Here is a 21,929-nt window from a genome sequence, read left to right as displayed (position 1 = left end):
CGCGGTCGAGCTGCTCTTCGTCAAGCAGCAAGGCCATCTGGTGTCAGGTCAAGTGCCGCCTGTGCTGCTGTGCAGCCAGCCGGAGCGGCATCGGGAAAGAATGATTGCTCGTGACGAAGGTGCGCCGTCTTGCTGCTATTCGTCAGGTCGTCGTCGGTGGCGCGGGTGTCCGCCGAAAACCCATACCAAAGTATGGGTTTGTGCATCACAATCGTGAGATTGTGAAGGGAGGCAGCCAAACGCATGCTCCTGGCTCACCTGCGCAACCAGACGGCGCAGCTATTGGATTTTCCTCACTTGGGGAGACCGAAAATGGGCCTCGTGCGAGCAAGCGTCGAACGTCGCGACGGAAATGACCTGATCAACGAGGGAGCGGCTCACACGCCGGTCGACCTCGTCGCGATCGCGTTTCGATGATGTTGCCGACTTGCGAGGATAAGTCAGGTGAAGGTCCCCTTCGTAGGAGTCGTCGATGACGACGAGTCCCTGTGCTTCTCTTTGGTGGATCTGATGCGATCGATCGGTTACCGCTCAGAACCGTTTGACAGGGCGGAAGCACTGCTGAGCTATGTCGACCGGTTCAGCTTTGATTGCATCATCGCCGACGTTCACATGCCGGGGATGGGCGGGCTCAATCTCGTTCGTGAGCTTCAGGAGCAGAAGGTCGGAGCGCCGGTGATTCTCATCACTGCACTTCCTCACAAGCAGCTAGACGAGGAGGCCATGTCGATCGGCGCATTCTGCCTTCTCAGAAAGCCGTTCGAAACAAGTGTGCTGCTTGAATGTCTCGACAGGAGTCTTCGAGGATGAAAGCACTTTCCAGCGATGACAGATCGTCCGCCAGCGCTGCGCAACCGCCCGATGGCGGCGAATCGCGGCTTCAACCAATTCGGACGGACACGGCTCCGTTGCGAAATGATCGCCGGAGGACGGCCCGCTGGGAGCGATGGAACGATTGTTCGGAGCGATGGGGAAGGCTCATGCTCGCGGCACAATCAGGAGATGAAGTTGCATATGAGCAATTGCTCCGGGAGTTGAACCTATGGTTGCGTGCGTACTACGCGCGTCGGCTGCCGCACCCCGCCGCCGAAGATGCACGGCAGGAAGTGCTTTTGGCCGTTCATGCCAAACGCCACACGTTTTCGCCCTCGAGGCCCTTTGGTGCCTGGATCACGGCGATTGCCCACTACAAATGGGTCGATCGCGTTCGCGATGCATCTCGATACAATGTCCTCGCACTCGACGAGGAAATCGCAATCGAAGACCATGAGGGTGCTGCGATCAGCGCCGCTGCGCTGGACCAGTTGCTTGGCCGGTTGAAGCCCTCTCAAGAGAGCGTGATCCGTCTCGTGAAGCTCAATGGCCTTAGCATCGCGCGAGCGTCCGGCGCGACTGGCCAATCGGCGGCTCTGGTCAAGATCAATATCCACCGCGGGCTGAAGAAATTGGCCGCCTTGGTTTCCTGAGGCCATTGCGGGGCAGCCCGCCGGGCCGAAGTAAATGTCGTGCGAAGGAAGGTGAAATTGCTTCAACTCGAGAGCGAACTGCGATGCGGGGTGGCTGACCTGACGGCGTCATTCCGCTACGACGTCATGGAAGGGCTAGGTCTCGCGTCAAAGGCAATTCCGGCGAGATGGCTTTATGACCGCCGGGGGTCGGCTCTGTTCGAAGCTATCACCCTACTGCCTGAATACTACCCCACGCGAACCGAGCGATCGATCCTTGCTTCCGCAGTGTCAGAGATCTCTGCTCTCGCTGGACCGGGCCGCGCAGTGGTAGAGTTCGGTTCCGGTTCGTCGGCAAAAACGCGGCTTTTGCTGACGGAGACCGAGCCCTCCGCCTATGTGCCGATCGACATCTCAGGAGAGTTCCTTCGGGAGGTGGCGACAGGCCTGTCACATGCATTCCCCGGTCTGCCGATTTATCCGACCGAGGCGGACTTCACGTACCCATTCTCGCTGCCCGGGGAAATTGCTTCGACTGCGCGTCTTGGCTTCTTCCCCGGGTCGACGATTGGAAACCTGACTGTGTCTGCGGCGGTCGATTTGTTGCGGGCCATGGCGGCGACCCTGGGTACCGGATCGATGCTGCTGATAGGTATCGATCGCATCAAAGATCAAGATGTCCTGCTGCCGGCGTATGACGACACGCAAGGACTGACGGCCGCTTTCAATCTCAACCTCTTGCATCGAATCAACCGCGAGCTGGGTGGGTCGATTCCGCTGAGTGCATTCCGACATGTGGCGCGGTGGAATGCTGCGGAGTCGCGTATCGAGATGCATCTCGAAGCGACGCGGGACGTCGGCTTCGAAGTTGATGGTCGCGAGTTTTTTATGTCGAATGGCGAGACCATCCACACCGAGAATAGCTTCAAGTACGGCCGGAGGGATGCGTTCGTTCTCCTGCAGGCTGGTGGCTGGAATCCGATCGCCGATTGGACTGACGATCAAGAGCGCTTCTCGGTCATTCTCGCGGAGCAAAGACCTGCGCGCGCGGCACCCTAGGGGCGCGCTGCGCGAACCGACGCTCGAACTTCGATCGGCAGGCAACCCGGTCTGCGGCCCATTGATCGACGCCATGCGACTGGACCTTGGCGTCTCGCCTCCTTGACCAGGGATCACCATCATACGCTTTTAGGTCAGGGGGCTGCTGCATTCCAACAATTTCACCGCAATCAGCGCAATCCACGAACAGCGAGGCTCAGATATTTCCTGCATATTGTCGGCGTCTTCATAGCAACCAAATGCATCGAGGCGCGGTCATGCAACGACGTTCGTCCCTTATCTTGAGCTTCGCAGCCATTCCTCTAACCGCTCTGGCAGAACCAGTCTCTACGCCATCGTCGAAAGCGCCAAGCGCAGCTGAGAACGTGCACGTGCAGCCGCGCGGTAAAGAATTCATGCCGAACTCGATTGCCGAGGACGACTTGCAGAAGCGCATTACCGATTTCAATCAAAAGCAGGAAGGACTGGACGCAGAGCTCGATAAGAAGCTGAAAATATGTCGTGGGTGTTGATCGGTATCCGGTTCAGTAAACAGCGATAGGGTCTGCGCATGAGGCATACTGTCACCGAGTCATTCCGAGATGGAAACGGAAGCACAAAGTACGAGCGGATCGCTCCGATTCCAGAGGATTCGCTCAAGATGGTGGTCAGAGAATTGCAGCATCGAATGCGCAACCTCTTCAGCGTAGTTCTATGCTTTGTAGACAACACCGACGCGAGTTCAGCCGCCGATTTTCGCGCGGCTCTCTCGGCGCGGATCGCGACCCTGTCTGATGCTTACAGGATGATCGAGTGTGCCGGAGAGCAGCACGTATCTCTTGCGGGGCTGCTGGAGCGAACTTTGAGGCCGCACGCGATGTCTCATAAGGATCGCATTCTGCTCGCGGGGCCGGATGTCGCGCTGGAGCCGCACATCGCCTTGTCGCTGCACGTCATCATTCAGGAACTGGCAACGAATGCGAGCAAGTACGGCGCCCTGACCTCGACGGAGGGGGGCGTCGAGTTGGCCTGGGAGAGTTCCCCCTACCTTGGCAGACAAAGTCTCGCCATCCAGTGGCGCGAGCGCGGCGGACCGACGGTAAACAAGCCGGAACGCAGAGGCTTCGGGATGCATTTGATTGCAAAGGCGATACCTGGGGCGCGGGTCGATATCGACTTTGCGCCTGACGGCCTTGTCTGCCGGATTTTGATTGATCGAGGGCAGACGCGGACGTCGCAGAACGCCGTCAGCTAAGCGTCGCCATGAGTACATTGGCCGGGATCCGGCGGAAACTGATCTTAGGCAGACTGCCTGTATAGGGCCTGTTTACTGGTGAATTGAACCACTACTGATGCAGGCCAGGCTGGCGGCGACTCCAATGCGCCCGATTGGTGGCTGAACGGCATGTGCGACGCCGCCGCGGAACGTAACACCGCCCCTCTGCACTTTCGCGGATATTCGGAGCATCCATCGCGCCGGTTACACCCATTGCTAAAAATATTCGGTGTAATGCGCAAAGGAGTTCGCACGAATTCGTGGGCCGCAAACTCGCGGATCGCGGCAACCAAACTTGGCAATGTCGACAAGTGCCGTTACATATCGCCGCATACCAGCGCGCTCGTTTCTCATCGTTTGATGAGTAGCCCCAGGATGATGCGTCGAGACGTCTGGATATGATCGTCACTACGAGGCATCTCGGTATGAGGTTAAAAAGCGAGACGCATGAACTTGATCTTGTCGCGAAGGCATTCCAGGTCATCTCAAGAGAGATCAGCTATCAGGGATTGGCCAACGCACTTCTCGCGGAGGCGTTAAGTTTTTCCGGGGCCGCCCGGGGGGCGATCTTACTCAGCGGCCAAAGAGATCTGCTTGCTCAAGCGGACGCGAGCTTTCCCCGCGAGAGGGCGAATTTCTTTGCCTCCGTCCCGGCAAACGCCGAGTTCCGATTGCCGGGCGATCTCGCCGAGGAGGTTCTCGATCGAAGGGAAGCGGTCGTGAGGCAGGCTCACGCGGCGAGTTCGGCATTGATCGACCCTGCGAGTCCGCCGGCGGGGGAGATAACTCAGCTGTGCCTGCCGTTGGTTCATCAGCACTGGGCGATTGGTGTTCTTTACCTCGAGGCGGCCGGGGATGCGGAGATCTTTACGCCACGCTGCCTCTGGGTGATGTCGATGCTTGCTACCCAGGCTGCCATCTCATTCGAGTCGGTGCGTCTCTTCGAGGCGCTGCGCGAGACCAACATGTGGATGGTCAGAGGTCAGCAGATCGGCGGGATGGGCAGTTATCGCTGGAACACCCGGACGCTACTCTCCCGAGGATCGCGCGAATGCTACCGCATCCTGGATCTCGACCTGGATGTAAATCCCGTGCCATTCGAGATGTTCAAGAGCCGAGTGCATCCCGACGATCATGCTACGCTGGAGCGGGCGCTCACCGAAGCGATCCGAACCAAGTCGCCATTCGCGCATGAATACCGGGTGGTCCACCGGGACGGTAAGACCTTGCACGTCGCGGCCGTCGGACAATTCGACAATGGTCCCACTGGGGATTTGGAGCTGGAAGGTATCATCACTGATATCACCCTGCGGAAGGCGGCGGAGCAGGCACTAGCCGACGCGCGGAATGAGCTTGCGCGAGCTTCGGGCCTGGCATCTCTTGGCGAACTCGCCGGCTCGATCGTTCACGAGATCGATCAACCGCTGACGGGGATTATCATGAGCGCGGAAGCTGGCCTCCGATGGCTCGCCAGGGGGCCGCTGGAAGCGACGGAAGCCCAAAGGTCGGTTACGCGCATTATCAAGCAGGCGCGTCGAGCCACGGAGATCGTGAAAGGAGTCAGATCCTTGGCGCGGGGCACGCAGGTTCATTTTGCCAAGTTCGATATCAATGAGGCGGTCGCGGAGGTTCTGCGTCTGTCGCAAAGGGAGATTGAGCGAGCTGGTGTCACCGTCCGAACCGACTTCGATGGATCACTGCCTGACGCGGAGGCGGACCGTGTTCAGATCCAGCAGGTCGCTCTGAATCTCGTGCGCAATGCCATAGAGGCCATGGCAGGAGTTGAGGGCGGGAACCGCATTTTGACCCTCTCATCGAAGGTTCTCGATGGTATGATTTCCGTGGCAATCGCGGATACTGGGGTTGGCATCCATCCGGCCGATAGAGAGCGGGTCTTTGAGTCGCTCTATACAACGAAGGGAGCGGGGCTCGGTCTGGGCCTGTCGATCTGCCGCAAGATAGTCAATCTCCACGGAGGACAGCTATGGGTGGAAGAAAACGGGACGTCCGGCACGAGGTTCACGTTCGTTCTCCCGCTTCGTCAGCCGGCTCAGACGTTGGGGGGTCTTTAGCAGTGCCTGCATCGGGTGTTGTTCACATTGTTGATGACGATCAGGCGGTTCGCGAGTCCCTTGGTGACCTGCTTGAGTCCCTGAATTACAGGGTCGCATTGTATGGGTCTGCTTCGGACTTCCTGAAGGTCGACCTGGAGGAGACCCCCGCCTGTCTGGTGCTCGATGTCAGATTGCCGGGTACCAGCGGACTGGAACTGCAGGAGTATCTGACAAGGATCAATGTCGGAATTCCGGTAATCCTGATGACGGCTTTCGGCGACATTCCCATGTCCGTCAGGGGTATGAAGTTGGGGGCGGTCGATTTTCTCACCAAGCCGATACGGGATCAGGATCTCCTCGACGCCGTCACAGCCGCGATCCGAAAAGACACAGACCGACGCGACGACATCGCGCACCTCGCGCAGTTGCAGGAGAAATTCGCGCTCTTGACCGCGCGCGAGCGACAAGTGATGACGCTGGTTTCGTCCGGCTTGATGAACAAGCAGGTGGCCAACGAGCTCTCGATCAGCGAGGCGACGGTCAAAATGCATCGCGGCAGTGTAATGCGGAAGCTGGGGGCAAAGACCGCAGCTACGCTCGTTCGAATGGCTGGAGCGCTCCAACTCCAAAGCTGACGCCTCGCCCCGGGGGGGCGGCATTTCGCGCCGAATTATTTCGGTGCCGTCCCCGCGCGGTACCCATACCTAGGTAGGGGGCGAAGCAGCACAAGCGCGAGATTGCCCGTCAGAGCTATGAAAAGCATGGTGTCTCTGTGCGGTGCTGCCAGCCGGTATTGGCAGCTCGCTTTGAACGGAGAGGCGACGCCATTTGCGGCCTGCGAGCCGAACGGCTGCATCCAGGCAATCAAGCTGTCTCTTCCGTGCAGAAGTTCGTTGACGAATGGACGCAGCCATCGGCAGCACAAAAAAGGCGACGGCGATGGGAATGTACTTATCAGATTCGAGTGAGAGGATGCCGCGGAAGGAGATCTCCGCAACGTCGATTCGACCGGTGGACGAGGCGCAGCCTCCCAAGCTGTCTGAAATGGCACTTCACCCGACGGTGAGCATAACACCCGCTGGGCCAGTGAGGCGCCTCGGAATTGGCTGTTGCCGGTGGTTTTCCGAAAGCGTCCACGTCCCGGTCGGCAACAGGCTTGAATTTCGCTTTCAGGGATCGAGGCATCTCCTGGCCTTGTACAGCGAAGGAGCACGAAAAGGCGGCGAGACTTCCATCGACGGCCTTTTCTCGTCGAAGCTCCGCGGTTCTGAACACAAATTGACGTTCGTGCCCGCGGGCCAGGCCTATCGCGAATGGCATGAGACGGCCTCGTCTGCGCAGCTAACTTTTATCTACTTCGATCCCGCCGCGCTTCGTGCGTCTGACGGCAGCGACGCCGAGTTTGCGCCCAGGATATACTTCGAAGACCCGCGGGTCTGGGAGACCGCCTTCAAGCTGAAAAAGGCAATCGAGAGCGGCGATGCGACGTGCGTGCCCTACCTCGAGGCGCTCTGTGGCGTGCTCGCGTACGAGCTTTCCCGGTCGGATCGCGAAGCGGTTCGCGAAGTGGCACCGGTGAGTCGTGGAGGTCTCGCAGGCTGGCAGAAGCGCATTGTCGTCGAGTACGTCGAAGAGCACCTGGGAGAGCAGGTGTGCCTTCTGAAGCTCGCACAGCTTGCCAAGCTCAGCATTCATCACTTTTGCCGGGCATTCAAGAGATCGTTCGGAATGCCGGCATACCAATACCAGGTACAGCGACGCATGGAGCTGGCCAAGCTGCGACTCGCAGATCGCGGAATATCGATTACGGACATCGCGCTCGGCTTGGGCTATGCGCAAACGAGCTCCTTCAGCTCGGCCTTTCGAAAGACAACGGGTTGGACTCCTACGGACTACCGCAGAGAGTTCAAGTGAATTGGTCGAAAACGCGATAGACGGGGCAGAGGAGGCGACAGGAATCCTGCGCGCCAAAAAAATGTCGGGAGCTCTGTAACCAGATCAACTTGCCCCACGAAATATCTAAATGAGCCAGCCTCGGATCGGATCATCGGTTCCGCAGGTGCGACGATGCTTCGAGGGAAGCCGTGAGGAACCGCAGATGACGAGCATTCGGTATCGCAAAGCGGACGTGGACGGTCTGAACGTATTCTATCGGGAAGCGGGCCGGTCCGATGCGCCCGCCTTGCTGCTGCTTCACGGATTTCCGACGGCTGGCCACATGTTCCGTGAATTGATCCCCGCGCTCTCCGGCCGCTTCCGAGTCGTGGTGCCGGATCTACCCGGCTTTGGCCAGTCTGACATGCCGGCTCGCGAGAAGTTCCAATATACGTTCGCCGCGCTGGCGCAGGTACTGGAGCGGTTCACTGAGGTCGTCGGGCTTACCCGCTTCTCGCTCTACGTCTTCGACTACGGCGCGCCGACGGGCTTCCGGATGGCCCTGCGCCATCCCGAGCGTGTCACTTCCATCATTTCGCAGAATGGCAACGCGTATGAGGAGGGGCTGAGCGAGGGCTGGAGCCCGATCCGTGCCTACTGGCAAGATCCGTCGAAGGAGAACCGGGCGGCGCTGCGCTCGTTCCTTTCGCCGGAGACCACGGCCTGGCAATACACCCACGGGGTGCCTGACGCCTCCCTGATCTCACCTGATGGATACACGTTGGATAATTATTATCTCGCGCGCGCCGGCGCCGACGAGGTCCAGCTCGATCTTTTCGGTGACTACAAGACCAATGTCGCCATGTATCCGGAATTCCAGGCTTACTTCCGGAAGCACAAGCCGCCTTTCCTGGCGGTCTGGGGCAAAAACGATCCCTTCTTCCTGCCGGCGGGCGCGAAGGCGTTCCAGCGCGACATTGCGGGTGCCGAGGTTCGCTTCTTTGATACGGGCCACTTCGCGCTTGAGACGCATGCCGGGGAGATCGCGGCGGCAATTCGCGATTTTCTTGTCTAGTCAAGGTCAGACACGTGACCGACCCCCCTGGAGGCAGGTGCGAAGAGAGGTGTGATGCGTGCCATCGTTCTTGAAAAATTCGGCGGCTTGGACAGCCTTGTCTATCGAGACGTTCCGGAGCCGGAGGCGAAGCTTGGTCATGTCGTCATCGAGGTAAAGGGATTCGGCATCAATCATGCTGAGATGCACATGCGCCGTGGCGAATGGGCCGAAGCGGCGCCGATCAGTGGGATCGAATGCGTCGGGCTCGTGAAATCATGTCCAGGCGGAGAATTTCCGGTTGGTGCGAAAGTCGCTGCATTGATGGGCGGTCTCGGCCGGACCATCAATGGCAGTTATGCCGAATATACCCGTGCTCCGGTCTCGAACGTCGCATTGATCGACGCAGATTTGCCGTGGGCAGAGCTCGCAGCGATACCCGAGACCTTCGCGACGGCATGGACTTGTCTCTTCCGAAATCTCGATCTGCAGAAAAGCCAGCTTCTCGTCATTCGCGGCGCGACTTCCTCGTTCGGTCAAGCGGCTGTCAAACTCGCAGTCAATGCCGGCGTGCGGGTCGTTGCGACGACACGCAGCCGGGAGCGATTCCAAATTTTGGAAAAGCTCGGGGCCGAACGTTGCGAAATTGAGCGGCGGGATCTCTCGCAGCATCTCGCCGAGGCGAAACAAGTTGACGCGGTTCTCGACCTTGTCGGCAACAGCGTAGTGCTCGACTCCCTCGCCATGCTCCGCCGCGGCGGCCGCTCCTGTCTTGCGGGCTGGCTCGGTGGGCTCGATCCGATTCCCGACTTCAACCCGTTGCTGCAGATGGCGAGCGGCGTTTATCTGAGTTTCTTTGGAAGCTTCGTGTTTGGTACCCCCGGATTTCCGCTTGCCGATGTCCCATTGCAGAAGATCGCTGCTGACGCCTCGGTTGGCCGGCTCGACGTGAAGCCGGCACGGGTCTTTCGCTTCGACCAGATACGCGAAGCCCATCGCATGATGGAGGCGAACGAGGCTGTCGGAAAGATGGTCGTCGTTCACGATTGACCTTGTCAAATCTCTTAGCGGAGGGTCTGCATGTCCAAATCCGTTGCTATCGTTACGGGAGCGAGTCAGGGAATCGGCCACGCGACCGCGTTGCGTCTAGCGCTGGATTTTTCCACGATTGCTCTTGTCGCACGAAACCGCGCCAATCTGGACCGTACAGCAGAGCTCGTCAGGGCGGCTGGTGCCGATGCGTTGGTGATCGAGGCTGATTTGGCCGAGCGGACTGCTGCACGAGACGTCGTCGATCGGACGCTGGGCGCGCTAGGTAGGATTGATGCGCTGCTCAATATCGCGGGTGCGGTGCCTCAGATCGACCTGTTCGAGGCGACGGATGCGCAATGGGAAGACGGACTTGCGCTGAAGCTGCATGGCGCCCGACGGCTCACAATCGCGGCGTGGCCGGCCCTGAAGGCGGCGAAGGGAGCCGTCGTGCTGATGTCCGGGAATTCCGCCTTGTTTCCTAAGGCTTCGTACGCAGCGGTTGGCACCATCAATGCCGCCATCGTTGCCCTTGCGAAGGCCTTCTCCGATCGCGGCATCGCAGATGGTGTCCAGGTCAATAGCGTCATGCCGGGAGCGGTGATGACAGGACGGCGTCGTTCCTACCTCGAGCGCTGGGCGCCATTGCACAACATGACCGTCGAGGAGGCGACCGCCAGATTTCCAGAGGAAGCAGGTATCGAGCGCTACGGAGAGCCAGACGAGATCGCCGAGTTGATGGCATTCCTCGTGTCGCCGGGTGCGCGCTGGATGACGGGCACGGCGTTACGGATGGATGGTGGTGAAGTGAAATCGGTCTGAGCGGCCGCGGTGACTGGGGCAGGGCCGCCCTGGTAGGTTCACCGCAGCCTTGACATCTTCGCCATACCTAACGAGCCGTCGATCCCGTAGTGTGGGAAGCAACTCAAGTTCAGAAGTACAAGTGGCGGGCACCGTTGAGTTCAAGGAGGCGCCCGTTCGGGGTTCGCGCCGCCCTGATCAGATCGTTTCCGCAAGTGGCACACCTTACGAGAGCCTCTTGGGGGCCTCCATCCGCGACCAATGAGCCGAGGCCGGATACCGTGCTGCATGCGTCACATTGAATCTTCGTCAGAGTGATATCAAAGGCAAACGCCTCCTGAAGGAGGTATGTGGCCGGGTCACCGCCAATGATGAGGTCGGAGATGTTGTCAGCCATGGCGATCATCCTCCAGATGGTCCAAAACGTTCGGTTTTGATGGCGAGAGGGTTCATATCCAGCCTCACGAGCATGCTCGAGATGGTTTCGACAAACCCTGTGGGGCCGCAAATGAAGCACGTGGGATTTTGCTCGCGCGGAAAGCTGTTCTCCGCGAAGCGGCCTCAGGATTGCCTATAGTCCGGATCTGGACGTCTTTCCGGTCGATAGAAGGATCGCAGAGGCGGTCCGTCGCGCGTTGTTGGCGTTCGAGGAAGCCGGCGCCCACGTAGAGGAGGTGAAGCTCGGCATCACCCGCTCGCAACGCGAATTGAGCGATGTCTGGTCGCGCCTCTATATGCTTCTGAACCTGCAGGCGATCGAGAACATGAAGCGGGACGGGATCGATCTGTTCGGCCAGCATCGCGACGACTTTCCGCCTGAGTACCTGGATTGGGTCGAGAAGACCAAGCGCATGTCGGGCCCCGATTTCTTTCGGGACCAGGCCGTTCGGTCGGAGGTGTACGACGCCTTTCAGAACGTCCTCGATAAGTTTGATCTGCTCGTCACGCCGACTCTCGCGTGCCCGCCGGTCGACAATGCTGGCGACGGCAACACGATCGGACCGAAGGCGATCAATGGCGTGGACATCGATCCTCTCATCGGATGGTGTCTGACCTATTTCGTCAACTTTACCGGCCACCCAGCGGCATCGATTCCGGCTGGATTGTCCGACGGTCTTCCGGTCGGAATGCAAATCATAGGTCGGCGAAACGCCGACTTCGACGTGCTGGCAGCGAGCGCGGCCTTCGAGCGGCTTCGTCCCTGGCAGGACATTTACCGAATTTGCCGCGAGCGCCCGCTGAAGGCGTGATCGGCGCGAAGGAGGAGACTGTCTTCGCGGTCTCGGCCAGATTCTGCGCTCCCTTCAATCTGGCCGGTTTTCCGGCGGCTTCAATTCCGTGCGGCTTCGCGCCTGATGGCCTTCCGATCGGTCTTCAGATCGTCGGAAAACCATTTGAAGAGGAAACCATCCTCCGGGTGGGACAGGCGTTCGAGACCGATACGGATTATCACCTGAGACGGCCGCCGCTTCCGGGCCTTGCCGGCTAACCTCGCATCTCCTCGCTCGTCTCGATGCTCTCAGCGTGATTGCGCAGCGGTGACGCCTCCGGTCGGGCTACGCGTCGCGGCATCGGCAATGGACTCGGTCGCGATCGCAAGGCCAGGACGGATTACATCAAGATAGAAAAAGAGAAGGCAATCTCCGACGCGCAAGATCTTCCACGATTGGCTATCTCATCTCCCGACAGATTAACCGTGCCAGCGCCGTGCGCGTTCGGTCACAGTCGCGGGAGAAAGCTATGCGAGTGGGAGTCCAGGCAGCAGCGGCGGTCATCGTTGGCAGTGCGGTCGCAACGACCCTCTTCTTCGGATCGCTCAAGGATAGCAATGCGCAGGGAAGCACTCGCTATTTGCCGGAGTACACCGCAGACGGGCAACTCCTCCTGCCGAAGAATTTCCACGAGTGGGTCTATGTCGGATCGCCATTGACGCCAAATGCCCTCAATGGAGGGCAGGCGAACTTTCCGGAGTTTCACAACGTCTATATCGAGCCCGGCTCCTACGCGATCTACAAGAAGACCGGCGAATTTCCCGAGGGAACGATCCTGTTCAAGGAGCTGCAGCTGACATTGCCGCAGGAGAACGCCGACGGTTCGCGAACGGAAGCGTCGGGACGGGGCTACTTTCCGGGCAAGTGGAACGGAGCCGACGTAACGGTCAAGGACTCCAAGCGCTTCGCCGATACCAACGGATGGGGATACTTCAACTTCAACCATCACGAACCGAAGGCGTCGATGGCCAAGGTGAAGTCGAAGGACGAGTGCGCCTACTGCCACATCGCCAACGCCAAGAAGGATGAGGTCTGGACCCAGTTCTATCCGCTGCTGGACAACAAGGACGCGAGATGACCGCGTAACCAGCGGGGAGATAGGCATGACAATCCTCAGAGCCGCAGGTGTCGCCATCATCGTCGTCCTTGGTATCGCGTCCGTGATCAGACAGCCGTCGCTGCGGGCGAACGTAGCGAGCGGTGTTCCGACCGGCGCGACCGTTGCTGACCGGGGAGGGCATCTGCATGTGCCCGATGACTATCGTACGACCTATCAGCTCCTCGGAAGCTGGGCGATTGCGACCGACGATGGTCACGGCTCGAAGGAGCTTCACGTCGTGTATGCCTCGCCGGGAGCGATCGACGCCTATCGGAAGGACAAGCGTTTCCCGGATGGTGCGGTTCTGATCAAGGAAGTGTTCGAGGCGTCAACCGCCGAAATGACGACCGGCACCGTCAGCCACGCCGGCGCTTTGAAGGGGTGGTTCGTCATGGTGAAGGACACTGCGAACAAGCATCCGGATAGCGCGCTGTGGGGGGACGGCTGGGGTTGGTCCTGGTTCGACGCAGGCGATCGATCGAAAACGACTACGACGAGTTACAGGGCTCAATGCCAGGCCTGCCATGTGCCGGCTCAGGAGTCAGACTGGGTTTACGTCGATGGGTACCCGCCACTGAAACAATAGCACCGGTGCGGGTCACCAAGGGCCAATTGATCCAACAAAGCCAATCATCAAAGGAGCGAGAGATGGCTAAAGAGGCGACGACGAGCGAGACCGGGATGTCGAAAGGACAGGCCGGCCATCTCTATATCCAGACCAACGAAATCGAGAATGCCATCATTCATTACACCCGGCAGGCGGACGGCAAGCTGGTCGAGGTCGCTCGTACCAAGACGGGCGGCGCCGGCTCGGGTGAGTTCAAGCCGATCAGCGGCCAGGACAGCGCGCCAAACTCATTCGAGGGCGCGGGGAGCGTTATCATCACATCCGATCGGCGTTTCCTGTTTGCGACCAATGGTGGAGACAATTCGGTTTCGAGCTTCCGCCTCGAAAGTGACGGTCGCCTCACGCTGCTCGACGTGAAATCGACCGGCAACCCGGTCGATGGAAGGAGCGGCACAGCGAAATCGCTCGCCTTCGCTCCGTCGACCCGTACTCTCTTCGTGCTGCACTCGTTCGGCCCGGATCATCTTCGGCTGATGTCGGTCGATGCCGAAGGTATGCTGAAGGCGCGGTCCGAGCGCTACACGGTGAATACCTACAGCAAGCGGAACCGCGTCTCCACCATGGTCGTGGTCTCACCCAACGAGGATCTGGTGCTTGTCGGCACGACCTTCGACGAGCCGATCGCGCTCACGGGCCTGTACCCGGACGGCTCGCCTATTCTCTGGGTCCAGCGGGCCGGCGGCGCGCTGCACTCGATCGCCTCGAATGCGCCCGATCCCGACGGCCTTGCCGTGTTCGCCATGCAGAAGGACGGTTCGCTCGGCACGGCCAGATTCTACGACGCCAAGGGCGGCTCTCCGTTCTACATCGCCTTCCTGCACCAGCGGCCGAATACGTTCGTGATCGGCTATGCCGTCGGCGACGGTTGCTCGATCTGCACCATCGAGAAGAATGGCGCGATCAACATCGGTCCGCTCGTCAAGATCGACACGAGCGCGGGCCTGCCGTCCGAGCTGTGCTGGCTGGCAGTCGCCCCCGATGACCGAACGATCTACGCGACGAATTTCGGCTACAGCAACATCAGCAGCTACCGCATCAATGGTAGCGGCCTGGAGGTCGCGATGGATCCGGCGTGCCCGAAGGTGCCCGGCGACGGCACTGCGCGGGGATTGAACGGGACAGTGACCAGCGGTCCGAGCGATAGCTGGATCACGCCGGACGGCGCCTATCTCTATCAGATCTATGGCAACGCCTCGAAGCTGGTGAGCTACCGCACCCAGCCGGACGGCTCGTTGAAGGAAATCGCCAGCGTCAAAATCCCGTACAACTGCCCCCAGGGGCTTGCGGGATTCTGATCTCGGTTCCGCGACACGAAGTCCGGGCGTGGCCGGCTTTACGGCTCCACGTCCGGCATTTCGCTCGTCCTCAATCGAGAAACTCAATGTCAATCATGGGCCCCAGGACGGATGTTTGAAGCGAGTCATGAGCGCTCTCGCGGCGAGCCCGCGGCTTTTCCCGGCCATCCGGGAGTAGGGAGGAGCGCAGCGGAGAAATTCGACCTGCAGCGCGCTGTCGGGGCAGCTCGCGTGGTGTTCTCCGGCGCTGCGAACGGCACACAGATCAGCGACATCTATCAGAAGTTTCCGATGGCCGTTGCCTTCCCGAATATCGATGATCGTCGGTGCAAGGAAGTCGTCCTCATCAACACCTCGGGCGGTGTCGCGGGCGGCGACGAGATGAAGATCGAGGTGGTCGCTCGGGGCGATGCCTCGGTCGCGGTGACCACGCAAGCGGCGGAGAAGGTCTATCGAGCCCTGGATCGCCCTGCCCGAATCCTGACCCGATTAAGGGCTGAAGGAAGCGCTCGGCTTGCGTGGCTTCCACAAGAGACGATCGTCTTCAACCAGGCACGCATCGCAAGGCAGACCGAGCTCGACGTGAGCTCGGGCGCCGAATTGGTTGCCCTTGAATGGTTGGTGCTTGGCCGGATCGAGAGCGGCGAGGAGATTCTCGGCGGACATATCCAGGACAGTTGGCGCATCAGAATCGATGGCCGTCTGGTCTGGGCGGACGGCTTCCTTGCGTCCGACCAGACGTTTCCGCAGCTTCGGAAGACGGCCCTGCTCTCGAATTGGAGGGCGATCGCGACAATGGTCTATTTCGGTCCGCGTCTCGAGAGCCGGCTCGAGCGATTGCGCGAGATCGGCGCCTCTCTGGAATGCGCATGCGGCGTCACGATCGTGGGCGCAATCATCGTGATCAGGGTAGCCGCGATCGCCAGCGCGGATCTCAGACGAGGTCTACGTCGCTTCCTCGATCAACTCGACCATGAGCTTGGATCCGGCCCGTTCGGAGTGCCGAAGATGTGGTCCTGTTAGCAGCGCGGCCAAATGGGAGAAGCATCTTGAATCTGACGCCACGGGAACGAGACAAGCTCATGATAGCCCTCGCCGCGATCGTTGCGCGTGGCCGGCTCGCGCGCGGCGTCAAGCTGAATTATCCCGAAAGCATCGCCCTGATTTCGGATGCCATTATGGAGGGCGCCCGCGACGGACGGTCAGTCGCGGACCTGATGTCCGAGGGTGGCCGCCTTCTGCGCCGTGATCAAGTCATGGAGGGCATCCCGGAAATGATCCGCGAGATCCAGGTCGAGGCGACATTTCCGGACGGGACCAAGCTTGTGCCGGTGCACAACCCGATCCGATAGGAGCCGATGATGCATATCGTCCCGTTTTGCACCGCCGGAAGAGGCTTGCTTCGCGCGGCGGGCAATTGTGCCGGGCTTGTCGGGCTGTTGTTGCCCGGAGGCATGGCATGATTCCCGGCGAGGTCATTTCGGACGATGGCGAGATCGTCCTGAACGAGGACAGGCCGGGACGATCGATTGCCGTAGCAAACACCGGCGATCGGCCCGTCCAGGTCGGCAGCCATTATCACTTCGCGGAAGTGAACGCTGCACTCGTGCTCGATCGATCCGCCGCTCGTGGGTGCCGCCTCGATATCCCGGCCGGGACGGCCGTGCGGTTTGAGCCGGGGCAGTCGCGCGAGGTCTCGTTGATTCCGTTTGCCGGAGCGCGACGCATCTACGGATTCAGCGGGAGCGTGATGGGACCTCTGGAAGCAGGGACCGACGCGTCCGGCGCCAACGAATAAGATGAGGAAAACATGTCCCATACGATGAGCCGGAGAGCCTATGCGCAGATGTTCGGTCCCACTGTGGGCGACAAGGTGCGCCTGGCAGATACCGACCTGTTCATTGAGCCCGAAAGGGACCTCACGATCTATGGCGAGGAAGTCAAGTTCGGTGGCGGGAAGGTCATTCGCGACGGCATGGGACAATCGCAGCTCACGCGCGCGCAGGGATCGGTCGATACGGTCATTACCAACGCGCTGATCCTCGATCACTGGGGAATCGTCAAGGCCGACATCGCGATCAAGGACGGGTTCATCGCCGCCATCGGCAAGGCGGGAAATCCCGACGTCCAGCCGGGTGTGTCGATCATCATCGGGCCGGGGACGGAGATCATCGCGGGCGAGGGCAAGATCATCACCGCCGGCGGGATGGACACGCATGTTCATTTCATCTGCCCCCAGCAGATCGAGGAGGCGCTTTTTTCCGGCGTGACAACCATGATGGGCGGCGGCACCGGCCCCGCGGCCGGGACAACGGCGACGACCTGTACTCCGGGGCCATGGCACATCCATCGGATGCTTGAGGCGCTGGATGCGTTCCCGATGAATTTCGGCATCTTCGGCAAGGGCAACACGAGCATACCGGCAGGCCTGGTCGAGCAGATCGAAGCCGGTGCTTGTGGCCTGAAACTGCACGAAGATTGGGGGGCAACGCCTGCATCGATCGACTGCTGTCTCTCCGTCGCCGACGACATGGACGTGCAGGTCATGATCCACACCGATTCCCTGAACGAAGGCGGATTTGTCGAGACCACGATAGCCGCATTCAAGGGCAGGACGATCCATGCGGCTCATACGGAAGGGGCCGGCGGCGGACATGCGCCGGACATCATCAAGGTCTGCGGCGAGAGGAACGTCATTCCAGCCTCGACAAATCCAACGCGTCCCTACACCGCGAACACGCTGGACGAAGCACTCGACATGTTGATGGTGACCCATCATCTCGATCGCCGTATCCCGGAGGATGTTGCCTTCGCGGAGAGTCGCATACGTAAGGAGACAATCGCCGCGGAGGACATTCTGCATGATCTCGGCGCGTTCTCGATTGTGTCGTCGGATAGCCAAGCAATGGGGCGCGTCGGCGAAGTGATCACGCGGACGTGGCAGACCGCGGACAAGATGAAAAAGCAGTTCGGTCGACTGTCGGAGGAAACCGGGCAGAACGACAATTTCAGGGCCAAGCGCTACGTCGCGAAGTACACGATCAATCCCGCCATCGTGCAGGGAATGTCACGCTATGTCGGCTCGGTCGAGGTCGGAAAGCTCGCGGACCTGGTCGTCTGGAGTCCGGCGTTCTTCGGGATCAAGCCCGACATGGTCTTGAAATCCGGCATGATCGTCGCCGCAATCATGGGCGATCCCAATGCATCGATACCGACGCCTCAACCGGAATACTACCGGCCCATGTTCGGCGCCTTTGGCCGCTCTCCCGGGCGAAACTCAGTAACGTTCGTCAGTCAAGCTTCGCTCGAAGCGGCCGGACAGCTGGGGTTGGCAAAGCACCTCCTACCGGTCTCGAACACGCGCGCGATCGGCAAGCACTCCATGATTCTCAACGATTCGTTGCCCCACATGGAAGTCGATTCCGAGACCTACGAGGTACGAGCTGACGGACGACTCCTCACTTGTCCGCCGGTGGATGTCGTTCCGATGGCGCAACGCTACTTCATGTACTGACGGGTTGCCTGCATGGTGATGCAATGACAGACGAGAATCATGGATGTTCAGCATTGGCCTTCCTGAGGCTGCTGAGCTGGCTCTCGCCGTCGTTCCCGAACGGTGCCTACAGCTATTCGCACGGCCTGGAATGGGCCGTTGAGGCGGGCCATGTTTTCAACCGCCGCAGCCTGATTGATTGGCTTGCGGCCGACCTTTGCTACGGCTCCGGCCGGAATGAAGCCATCTTCTTCATCGAAGCGTATCGATGTGTGGCCGGCGGCGCGGAAGACGAGCTTCCGCATCTGGCGGAGCTCGCCGCGGCGTCCCGCACGACATCTGAATTTGCGCTCGAATCGTCACAGCAATCGTCTGCGTACCTCACGACTCTTCGCCGCGTGTGGCCGGATCGAATTCTGGACATCTTCTCTGACGCAAAATGCCCGCCGGTATCTGCCGTCCTTCTCGGCGCATATTCGGCGCGCGAACGAGTGCCCGTCGGAATGGCGCTGCCGGCGTTCCTGCACAGTTACGTCGCCAACCTGGTGACCGCGGGCGTTCGATTGGTGCCGCTTGGCCAGACTGACGGTCAGCTTGCGATCGCGTCGCTCGAGCAGGCGATCTTGTCGCGGAGTGAAATCGCAACCCGCGAGACGGTCAGCGATCTCGGTTCGGCGGGTCTGATGGTTGAGCTGGCATCCATCGCGCACGAACTGCAATATACGAGGTTGTTTCGGTCATGAACACGAATGTAAGCGAGAGCCGATCGTTTCGCGCTTCAGGCGTTCCGGCGACCAATGGCCCGCTACGGGTCGGAATTGGTGGCCCGGTCGGTTCGGGAAAGACGGCGCTGGTCGAGGCGCTCTGCAAGCATCTGCGCGAATTCTACAGACTCTACGTGATCACGAACGACATCTACACCAAGGAAGATCAACTCATCCTGACTCGTGTGCAGGCGCTGGCGGCGGAGCGCATCATGGGCGTGGAAACGGGTGGCTGTCCCCATACGGCGATACGAGAAGATGCTTCGATGAACCTCGCCGCGATCCATGACATGAACCTGAAGTTCCCGGACACGGAGCTTTGTTTCGTCGAATCCGGCGGCGACAATCTCGCAGCGACTTTCAGTCCGGAACTTGCCGACCTGACCATATACGTGATCGACGTCGCCGCAGGTGAGAAGATTCCACGCAAGGGCGGACCGGGAATTATGAGATCCGACCTGCTGGTGATCAACAAGATCGATCTGGCACCGATGGTTGGCGCCAATCTGGCGATTATGGAAACGGACGCTCGGAGGATGCGAGGCGTACGACCATTTATCTTCTCCAATCTGAAGGTCGGTCAGGGAGTCGATGAAATCGCGGACTTCATTCTGCAAAAGGGCGGATTGTCTGCCGTGAAGTTGTCTGCGGATGCTCATTGATGACGGAAACGCTTGCGGCGTCCGCAAGAACGTTTGGTGCTCGCGTCGGTCGGGAAGCAAATGCGAACCTTGCGACGCGCATGGTAGGAAGTCGTGATGACGGATGACAATCAAGAGTTTTCTGGCGATCTGGCGAGGCTGCGCCGCAGTATCGACAATCTGGATGCGGCGTTGGTGCACCTGCTCGCGGAACGTTTTCGCTGTACGCATGCGATCGGAGAGCTCAAGGCCAGACATGGACTGGCATCTCGGGATCCCAGACGTGAAGCGGTGCAATTGAAACGGCTGCGTACCCTTGCGGCACAGAGCGGGCTTGACCCGGATTTTACTCAGAAGTTGCACGCCTTGGTCGTTCGGGAAGTCATCACCAATCATGAGGCGGTGAAATTCGAATCGGGAACCAGCTAGGCTGCGAATGCCGCCGCGCGATCGCTCCAGCGAAATGAAGTCCAGTAGAGAATCTCCACCATCGGGAGTCACATTTGTCGAACTATTTGCGTCATTACGTCGTGGCTCTGGCAATCGTCTCCAGCTTCTGGACGCGCCATGCGATCGCGGACGAGCCTGGAAACGCGGGCTATGCGGCCCTGAACAAGGCGATCCTCGAAGGCAAGGAGCCGCGTATGCTGATCGACCTCTCCGCCTGTCAAGTTCACGGCGCGAACATCGCGGGGCCTTCGATCAAGGCGAGCATGCGGTTTGATGGGTACATGATTCAGTCCGACGGAACGATCGCCTTCGCTACGACGCATTTCACGGTCAGGCCGGACAGGTCCGTCAGGGAGTTCTTGTCGTTCAGGGTGCACGCAGATGGCAAGATCGAAGCCCGCACGATGACTCTTGGTGCCGTCAACTACGTCGTACTCAAGGATACGGCATTCGATTGCCAGATTGGGAAAGGGGCGACTTTCCACTGGTAGCCATTGTCGGGTTTTATGCTCGAAGGTGACTTCCGGAAGGAGAAGTTGATTCGACCGCGGATAACGGGCGGCCCTTGCCAGTGCGTGCGGCGGTCGCATCAGACAATGCCAGGGAGGGGCCCAGGCTCTCGAAGGCTCGGAGGTGAGAACGGCTGCGCAAGGGCGCTAGGGTTCGGTAACGTTTCGAGCGCCCTCGACGAGTGTCCCGGGAGGCCGAACAAGGCGGTGGTCCGGAGCGCGGCTACGCCGATTGATCGACCAGACTGCCGGGCTGTTGCCCCTTTTTTTCGAGTTCCTTTTCAATCGCCTCTCTAATCTTCTGCTCCACGGCCGCTCTCTGGTCCGGGGTCATTTTTGCGAGGTCGGCATCAGTGAGATTCATGCTCTTCAAGATGCTGGCCCGCATACGGTCGAAGGGATTCATCTTCGCGTATTTTAGGAAGTCCTGCACCACGCTGCTGTCGCCTGACGCGCCGTCTTCGCTTGCTTGCGAAAGCCCACTGCCGGCGGTAGCTTGGGCTTTCGTGCCAGCGGCCGATGAGGTTGCTTTTGCAGCCTGGTAGCCGAAGGGTGAAATTCCTGTCGTGACTTGCATGCTCGACCCTCGAGACGATCTCGAAGACAGGGCAATGTACGTGCCAAATCGTTTCGTTAGATTTCCCGGTGTTTCCTGCATCGAACCAGTTCGGCTGCCTTGGCGGCGTGAAGAAGTTGCCGACTCCGTGGCAAATTTTGCCCGGTTCGTAATTCGCGACCTGTCGCGTCGGCGGCAACACTGGATGGTCGATGAACAGCATTCGCTGACTGACCCGCAACAGTCCACACTCGATACCGTGTTCAATCCGCATCGGAGCTTCTGGCAAGCTGACCCGGGCGTACAATATCGAACTCAAAGACCACCACGGCGCCCTATGCGATGCCCGCGTAGCAGCCCACCTCGTCAACTTGATCAATGCAAAGCGTATTGAAGGTGGGAACGGGACAGAAGAGATTGTGGCGAGATCGCAGTTCCTGAAGTCGAGCGAGCGCCGGTACTTCGCCACGGCAAGCTCCTCTTCATCAAGCAAAGCTGCGCGCTTGCGTCTCTCACCACAGCTTTGTATCACCGACACAAGACACAGGCGCATCGTGTTCGGCCGCTTTCATTGATTTTGCTCCGGAATTTCCGGTTTTGGTAGAGAGTCCCTCTCCCGCTACCAAATTCCCACCGAAGCATTGATATCTG

At 59.7% G+C, this 21,929-nt stretch carries 27 protein-coding genes; 24 read left to right on the top strand and 3 right to left on the bottom strand.

Going from position 1 to position 21,929, the window contains the following annotated elements; genetic code table 11:
- Positions 1 to 20: 20 nt before the first annotated feature.
- Entirely contained in the window at positions 21 to 245 is a 225-nt protein-coding gene (locus NLM25_RS37390) for a hypothetical protein (RefSeq protein WP_254140229.1), read from the bottom strand.
- A 199-nt stretch (positions 246 to 444) separates the two neighbouring features.
- On the opposite strand from NLM25_RS37390, the gene NLM25_RS37385 reads away from it, so the two are divergent.
- The 11 genes from NLM25_RS37385 to NLM25_RS37335 all read left to right on the top strand — a co-directional run bounded on the left by NLM25_RS37385 (position 445) and on the right by NLM25_RS37335 (position 10,593).
- The gene (locus NLM25_RS37385) at positions 445 to 810 is read left to right on the top strand and encodes a response regulator transcription factor (RefSeq protein ID WP_254140228.1); all 366 of its coding nucleotides are present in this window, start codon (positions 445 to 447) and stop codon (positions 808 to 810) included.
- A 170-nt stretch (positions 811 to 980) separates the two neighbouring features.
- Positions 981 to 1,466, top strand: coding sequence for a sigma-70 family RNA polymerase sigma factor (locus NLM25_RS37380; protein WP_254140227.1), 486 nt, complete (start codon positions 981 to 983; stop codon positions 1,464 to 1,466).
- A gap of 57 nt (positions 1,467 to 1,523) precedes the next feature.
- On the top strand, positions 1,524 to 2,504 hold the full coding sequence (gene egtD, locus NLM25_RS37375; RefSeq protein WP_254140226.1) for an L-histidine N(alpha)-methyltransferase: 981 nt from the start codon (positions 1,524 to 1,526) through the stop codon (positions 2,502 to 2,504).
- Positions 2,505 to 2,761: 257 nt separating this feature from the next.
- Entirely contained in the window at positions 2,762 to 3,016 is a 255-nt protein-coding gene (locus NLM25_RS37370; RefSeq protein WP_254122932.1) for a hypothetical protein, read from the top strand.
- Positions 3,017 to 3,054: 38 nt separating this feature from the next.
- Positions 3,055 to 3,738, top strand: a complete 684-nt coding sequence (locus NLM25_RS37365) for an HWE histidine kinase domain-containing protein (RefSeq protein WP_254140225.1) — start codon at positions 3,055 to 3,057, stop codon at positions 3,736 to 3,738.
- 419 nt (positions 3,739 to 4,157) lie between these two features.
- Positions 4,158 to 5,831 (top strand): ATP-binding protein, encoded by a 1,674-nt coding sequence (locus NLM25_RS37360; RefSeq protein ID WP_254122928.1) that lies wholly within the window; start codon positions 4,158 to 4,160, stop codon positions 5,829 to 5,831.
- Between the two features lie 2 nt (positions 5,832 to 5,833).
- A complete protein-coding gene (locus NLM25_RS37355; protein ID WP_254140224.1) occupies positions 5,834 to 6,448 on the top strand; it encodes a response regulator transcription factor in 615 nt (204 codons plus the stop codon).
- A 265-nt stretch (positions 6,449 to 6,713) separates the two neighbouring features.
- A complete protein-coding gene (locus tag NLM25_RS37350) occupies positions 6,714 to 7,727 on the top strand; it encodes an AraC family transcriptional regulator (protein ID WP_254140223.1) in 1,014 nt (337 codons plus the stop codon).
- A gap of 184 nt (positions 7,728 to 7,911) precedes the next feature.
- Positions 7,912 to 8,763: an alpha/beta fold hydrolase gene (locus NLM25_RS37345; RefSeq protein WP_254122923.1), complete on the top strand. Its 852-nt coding sequence runs from the start codon at positions 7,912 to 7,914 to the stop codon at positions 8,761 to 8,763.
- A 54-nt stretch (positions 8,764 to 8,817) separates the two neighbouring features.
- Positions 8,818 to 9,792 (top strand): zinc-binding alcohol dehydrogenase family protein, encoded by a 975-nt coding sequence (locus tag NLM25_RS37340; protein ID WP_254140222.1) that lies wholly within the window; start codon positions 8,818 to 8,820, stop codon positions 9,790 to 9,792.
- Positions 9,793 to 9,822: 30 nt separating this feature from the next.
- Complete coding sequence (locus NLM25_RS37335; protein ID WP_254122919.1) at positions 9,823 to 10,593, top strand: SDR family oxidoreductase; 771 nt, start codon at positions 9,823 to 9,825, stop codon at positions 10,591 to 10,593.
- Between the two features lie 109 nt (positions 10,594 to 10,702).
- On the opposite strand, the gene NLM25_RS37330 is transcribed toward NLM25_RS37335, so the two are convergent.
- Positions 10,703 to 10,969 carry a DUF6510 family protein gene (locus NLM25_RS37330; protein ID WP_254122918.1) on the bottom strand — a complete coding sequence of 89 codons (267 nt, stop codon included), beginning with the start codon at positions 10,967 to 10,969 and terminating at the stop codon, positions 10,703 to 10,705.
- Between the two features lie 169 nt (positions 10,970 to 11,138).
- Here NLM25_RS37330 and NLM25_RS37325 point away from each other — a divergent pair, with 169 nt between their 5' ends.
- From NLM25_RS37325 to NLM25_RS37265, 13 genes are all read left to right on the top strand, one after another.
- Positions 11,139 to 11,822 (top strand): amidase, encoded by a 684-nt coding sequence (locus NLM25_RS37325; protein ID WP_309143661.1) that lies wholly within the window; start codon positions 11,139 to 11,141, stop codon positions 11,820 to 11,822.
- On the top strand, positions 11,819 to 12,061 hold the full coding sequence (locus NLM25_RS37320; RefSeq protein ID WP_254140221.1) for an amidase family protein: 243 nt from the start codon (positions 11,819 to 11,821) through the stop codon (positions 12,059 to 12,061). The genes NLM25_RS37325 and NLM25_RS37320 overlap by 4 nt, the downstream gene beginning before the upstream one ends.
- A gap of 251 nt (positions 12,062 to 12,312) precedes the next feature.
- A complete protein-coding gene (locus tag NLM25_RS37315) occupies positions 12,313 to 12,921 on the top strand; it encodes a cytochrome P460 family protein (protein ID WP_254122911.1) in 609 nt (202 codons plus the stop codon).
- Between the two features lie 25 nt (positions 12,922 to 12,946).
- On the top strand, positions 12,947 to 13,528 hold the full coding sequence (locus tag NLM25_RS37310; RefSeq protein ID WP_254140220.1) for a cytochrome P460 family protein: 582 nt from the start codon (positions 12,947 to 12,949) through the stop codon (positions 13,526 to 13,528).
- A gap of 62 nt (positions 13,529 to 13,590) precedes the next feature.
- Complete coding sequence (locus NLM25_RS37305; RefSeq protein WP_254140219.1) at positions 13,591 to 14,865, top strand: beta-propeller fold lactonase family protein; 1,275 nt, start codon at positions 13,591 to 13,593, stop codon at positions 14,863 to 14,865.
- A gap of 231 nt (positions 14,866 to 15,096) precedes the next feature.
- Positions 15,097 to 15,888, top strand: coding sequence for an urease accessory protein UreD (locus NLM25_RS37300; RefSeq protein ID WP_254140218.1), 792 nt, complete (start codon positions 15,097 to 15,099; stop codon positions 15,886 to 15,888).
- 26 nt (positions 15,889 to 15,914) lie between these two features.
- Positions 15,915 to 16,217 (top strand): urease subunit gamma, encoded by a 303-nt coding sequence (locus NLM25_RS37295; protein ID WP_028148889.1) that lies wholly within the window; start codon positions 15,915 to 15,917, stop codon positions 16,215 to 16,217.
- Between the two features lie 107 nt (positions 16,218 to 16,324).
- Positions 16,325 to 16,663, top strand: a complete 339-nt coding sequence (locus NLM25_RS37290) for an urease subunit beta (RefSeq protein WP_254140217.1) — start codon at positions 16,325 to 16,327, stop codon at positions 16,661 to 16,663.
- A gap of 12 nt (positions 16,664 to 16,675) precedes the next feature.
- Positions 16,676 to 18,379, top strand: a complete 1,704-nt coding sequence (ureC, locus tag NLM25_RS37285) for an urease subunit alpha (protein WP_254140216.1) — start codon at positions 16,676 to 16,678, stop codon at positions 18,377 to 18,379.
- A gap of 23 nt (positions 18,380 to 18,402) precedes the next feature.
- Entirely contained in the window at positions 18,403 to 19,101 is a 699-nt protein-coding gene (locus NLM25_RS37280; protein ID WP_254140215.1) for an urease accessory protein UreF, read from the top strand.
- Positions 19,098 to 19,784 carry an urease accessory protein UreG gene (gene ureG, locus NLM25_RS37275; protein ID WP_254140214.1) on the top strand — a complete coding sequence of 229 codons (687 nt, stop codon included), beginning with the start codon at positions 19,098 to 19,100 and terminating at the stop codon, positions 19,782 to 19,784. The genes NLM25_RS37280 and ureG overlap by 4 nt, the downstream gene beginning before the upstream one ends.
- A 96-nt stretch (positions 19,785 to 19,880) precedes the next feature.
- Positions 19,881 to 20,192: a chorismate mutase gene (locus NLM25_RS37270; RefSeq protein ID WP_254140213.1), complete on the top strand. Its 312-nt coding sequence runs from the start codon at positions 19,881 to 19,883 to the stop codon at positions 20,190 to 20,192.
- 74 nt (positions 20,193 to 20,266) lie between these two features.
- Positions 20,267 to 20,704, top strand: coding sequence for a VirK family protein (locus tag NLM25_RS37265; RefSeq protein ID WP_254122893.1), 438 nt, complete (start codon positions 20,267 to 20,269; stop codon positions 20,702 to 20,704).
- Between the two features lie 241 nt (positions 20,705 to 20,945).
- On the opposite strand, the gene NLM25_RS37260 is transcribed toward NLM25_RS37265, so the two are convergent.
- A complete protein-coding gene (locus NLM25_RS37260) occupies positions 20,946 to 21,299 on the bottom strand; it encodes a hypothetical protein (RefSeq protein WP_254122892.1) in 354 nt (117 codons plus the stop codon).
- Positions 21,300 to 21,929: the final 630 nt, after the last annotated feature.

The organism is Bradyrhizobium sp. CCGB01 (genome assembly GCF_024199795.1).
GTDB lineage: Bacteria > Pseudomonadota > Alphaproteobacteria > Rhizobiales > Xanthobacteraceae > Bradyrhizobium.
This window is presented reverse-complemented; position numbering and strand designations above follow the sequence as displayed.

Coding starts and splice junctions, on each gene's coding strand:
- NLM25_RS37335 (WP_254122919.1), top strand. CDS start 9,823: ATGTCCAAATCCGTTGCTATCGTTACGGGAGCGAGTCAGGGAATCGGC.
- NLM25_RS37345 (WP_254122923.1), top strand. CDS start 7,912: ATGACGAGCATTCGGTATCGCAAAGCGGACGTGGACGGTCTGAACGTA.
- NLM25_RS37280 (WP_254140215.1), top strand. CDS start 18,403: ATGACAGACGAGAATCATGGATGTTCAGCATTGGCCTTCCTGAGGCTG.
- NLM25_RS37270 (WP_254140213.1), top strand. CDS start 19,881: ATGACGGATGACAATCAAGAGTTTTCTGGCGATCTGGCGAGGCTGCGC.
- NLM25_RS37310 (WP_254140220.1), top strand. CDS start 12,947: ATGACAATCCTCAGAGCCGCAGGTGTCGCCATCATCGTCGTCCTTGGT.
- NLM25_RS37260 (WP_254122892.1), bottom strand. CDS start 21,299: ATGCAAGTCACGACAGGAATTTCACCCTTCGGCTACCAGGCTGCAAAA.
- NLM25_RS37305 (WP_254140219.1), top strand. CDS start 13,591: ATGGCTAAAGAGGCGACGACGAGCGAGACCGGGATGTCGAAAGGACAG.
- NLM25_RS37380 (WP_254140227.1), top strand. CDS start 981: ATGCTCGCGGCACAATCAGGAGATGAAGTTGCATATGAGCAATTGCTC.
- NLM25_RS37315 (WP_254122911.1), top strand. CDS start 12,313: ATGCGAGTGGGAGTCCAGGCAGCAGCGGCGGTCATCGTTGGCAGTGCG.
- NLM25_RS37330 (WP_254122918.1), bottom strand. CDS start 10,969: ATGGCTGACAACATCTCCGACCTCATCATTGGCGGTGACCCGGCCACA.
- ureC (WP_254140216.1), top strand. CDS start 16,676: ATGTCCCATACGATGAGCCGGAGAGCCTATGCGCAGATGTTCGGTCCC.
- NLM25_RS37340 (WP_254140222.1), top strand. CDS start 8,818: ATGCGTGCCATCGTTCTTGAAAAATTCGGCGGCTTGGACAGCCTTGTC.
- NLM25_RS37370 (WP_254122932.1), top strand. CDS start 2,762: ATGCAACGACGTTCGTCCCTTATCTTGAGCTTCGCAGCCATTCCTCTA.
- ureG (WP_254140214.1), top strand. CDS start 19,098: ATGAACACGAATGTAAGCGAGAGCCGATCGTTTCGCGCTTCAGGCGTT.
- NLM25_RS37365 (WP_254140225.1), top strand. CDS start 3,055: ATGAGGCATACTGTCACCGAGTCATTCCGAGATGGAAACGGAAGCACA.
- NLM25_RS37390 (WP_254140229.1), bottom strand. CDS start 245: ATGCGTTTGGCTGCCTCCCTTCACAATCTCACGATTGTGATGCACAAA.
- NLM25_RS37290 (WP_254140217.1), top strand. CDS start 16,325: ATGATTCCCGGCGAGGTCATTTCGGACGATGGCGAGATCGTCCTGAAC.
- NLM25_RS37350 (WP_254140223.1), top strand. CDS start 6,714: ATGGACGCAGCCATCGGCAGCACAAAAAAGGCGACGGCGATGGGAATG.
- NLM25_RS37360 (WP_254122928.1), top strand. CDS start 4,158: ATGATCGTCACTACGAGGCATCTCGGTATGAGGTTAAAAAGCGAGACG.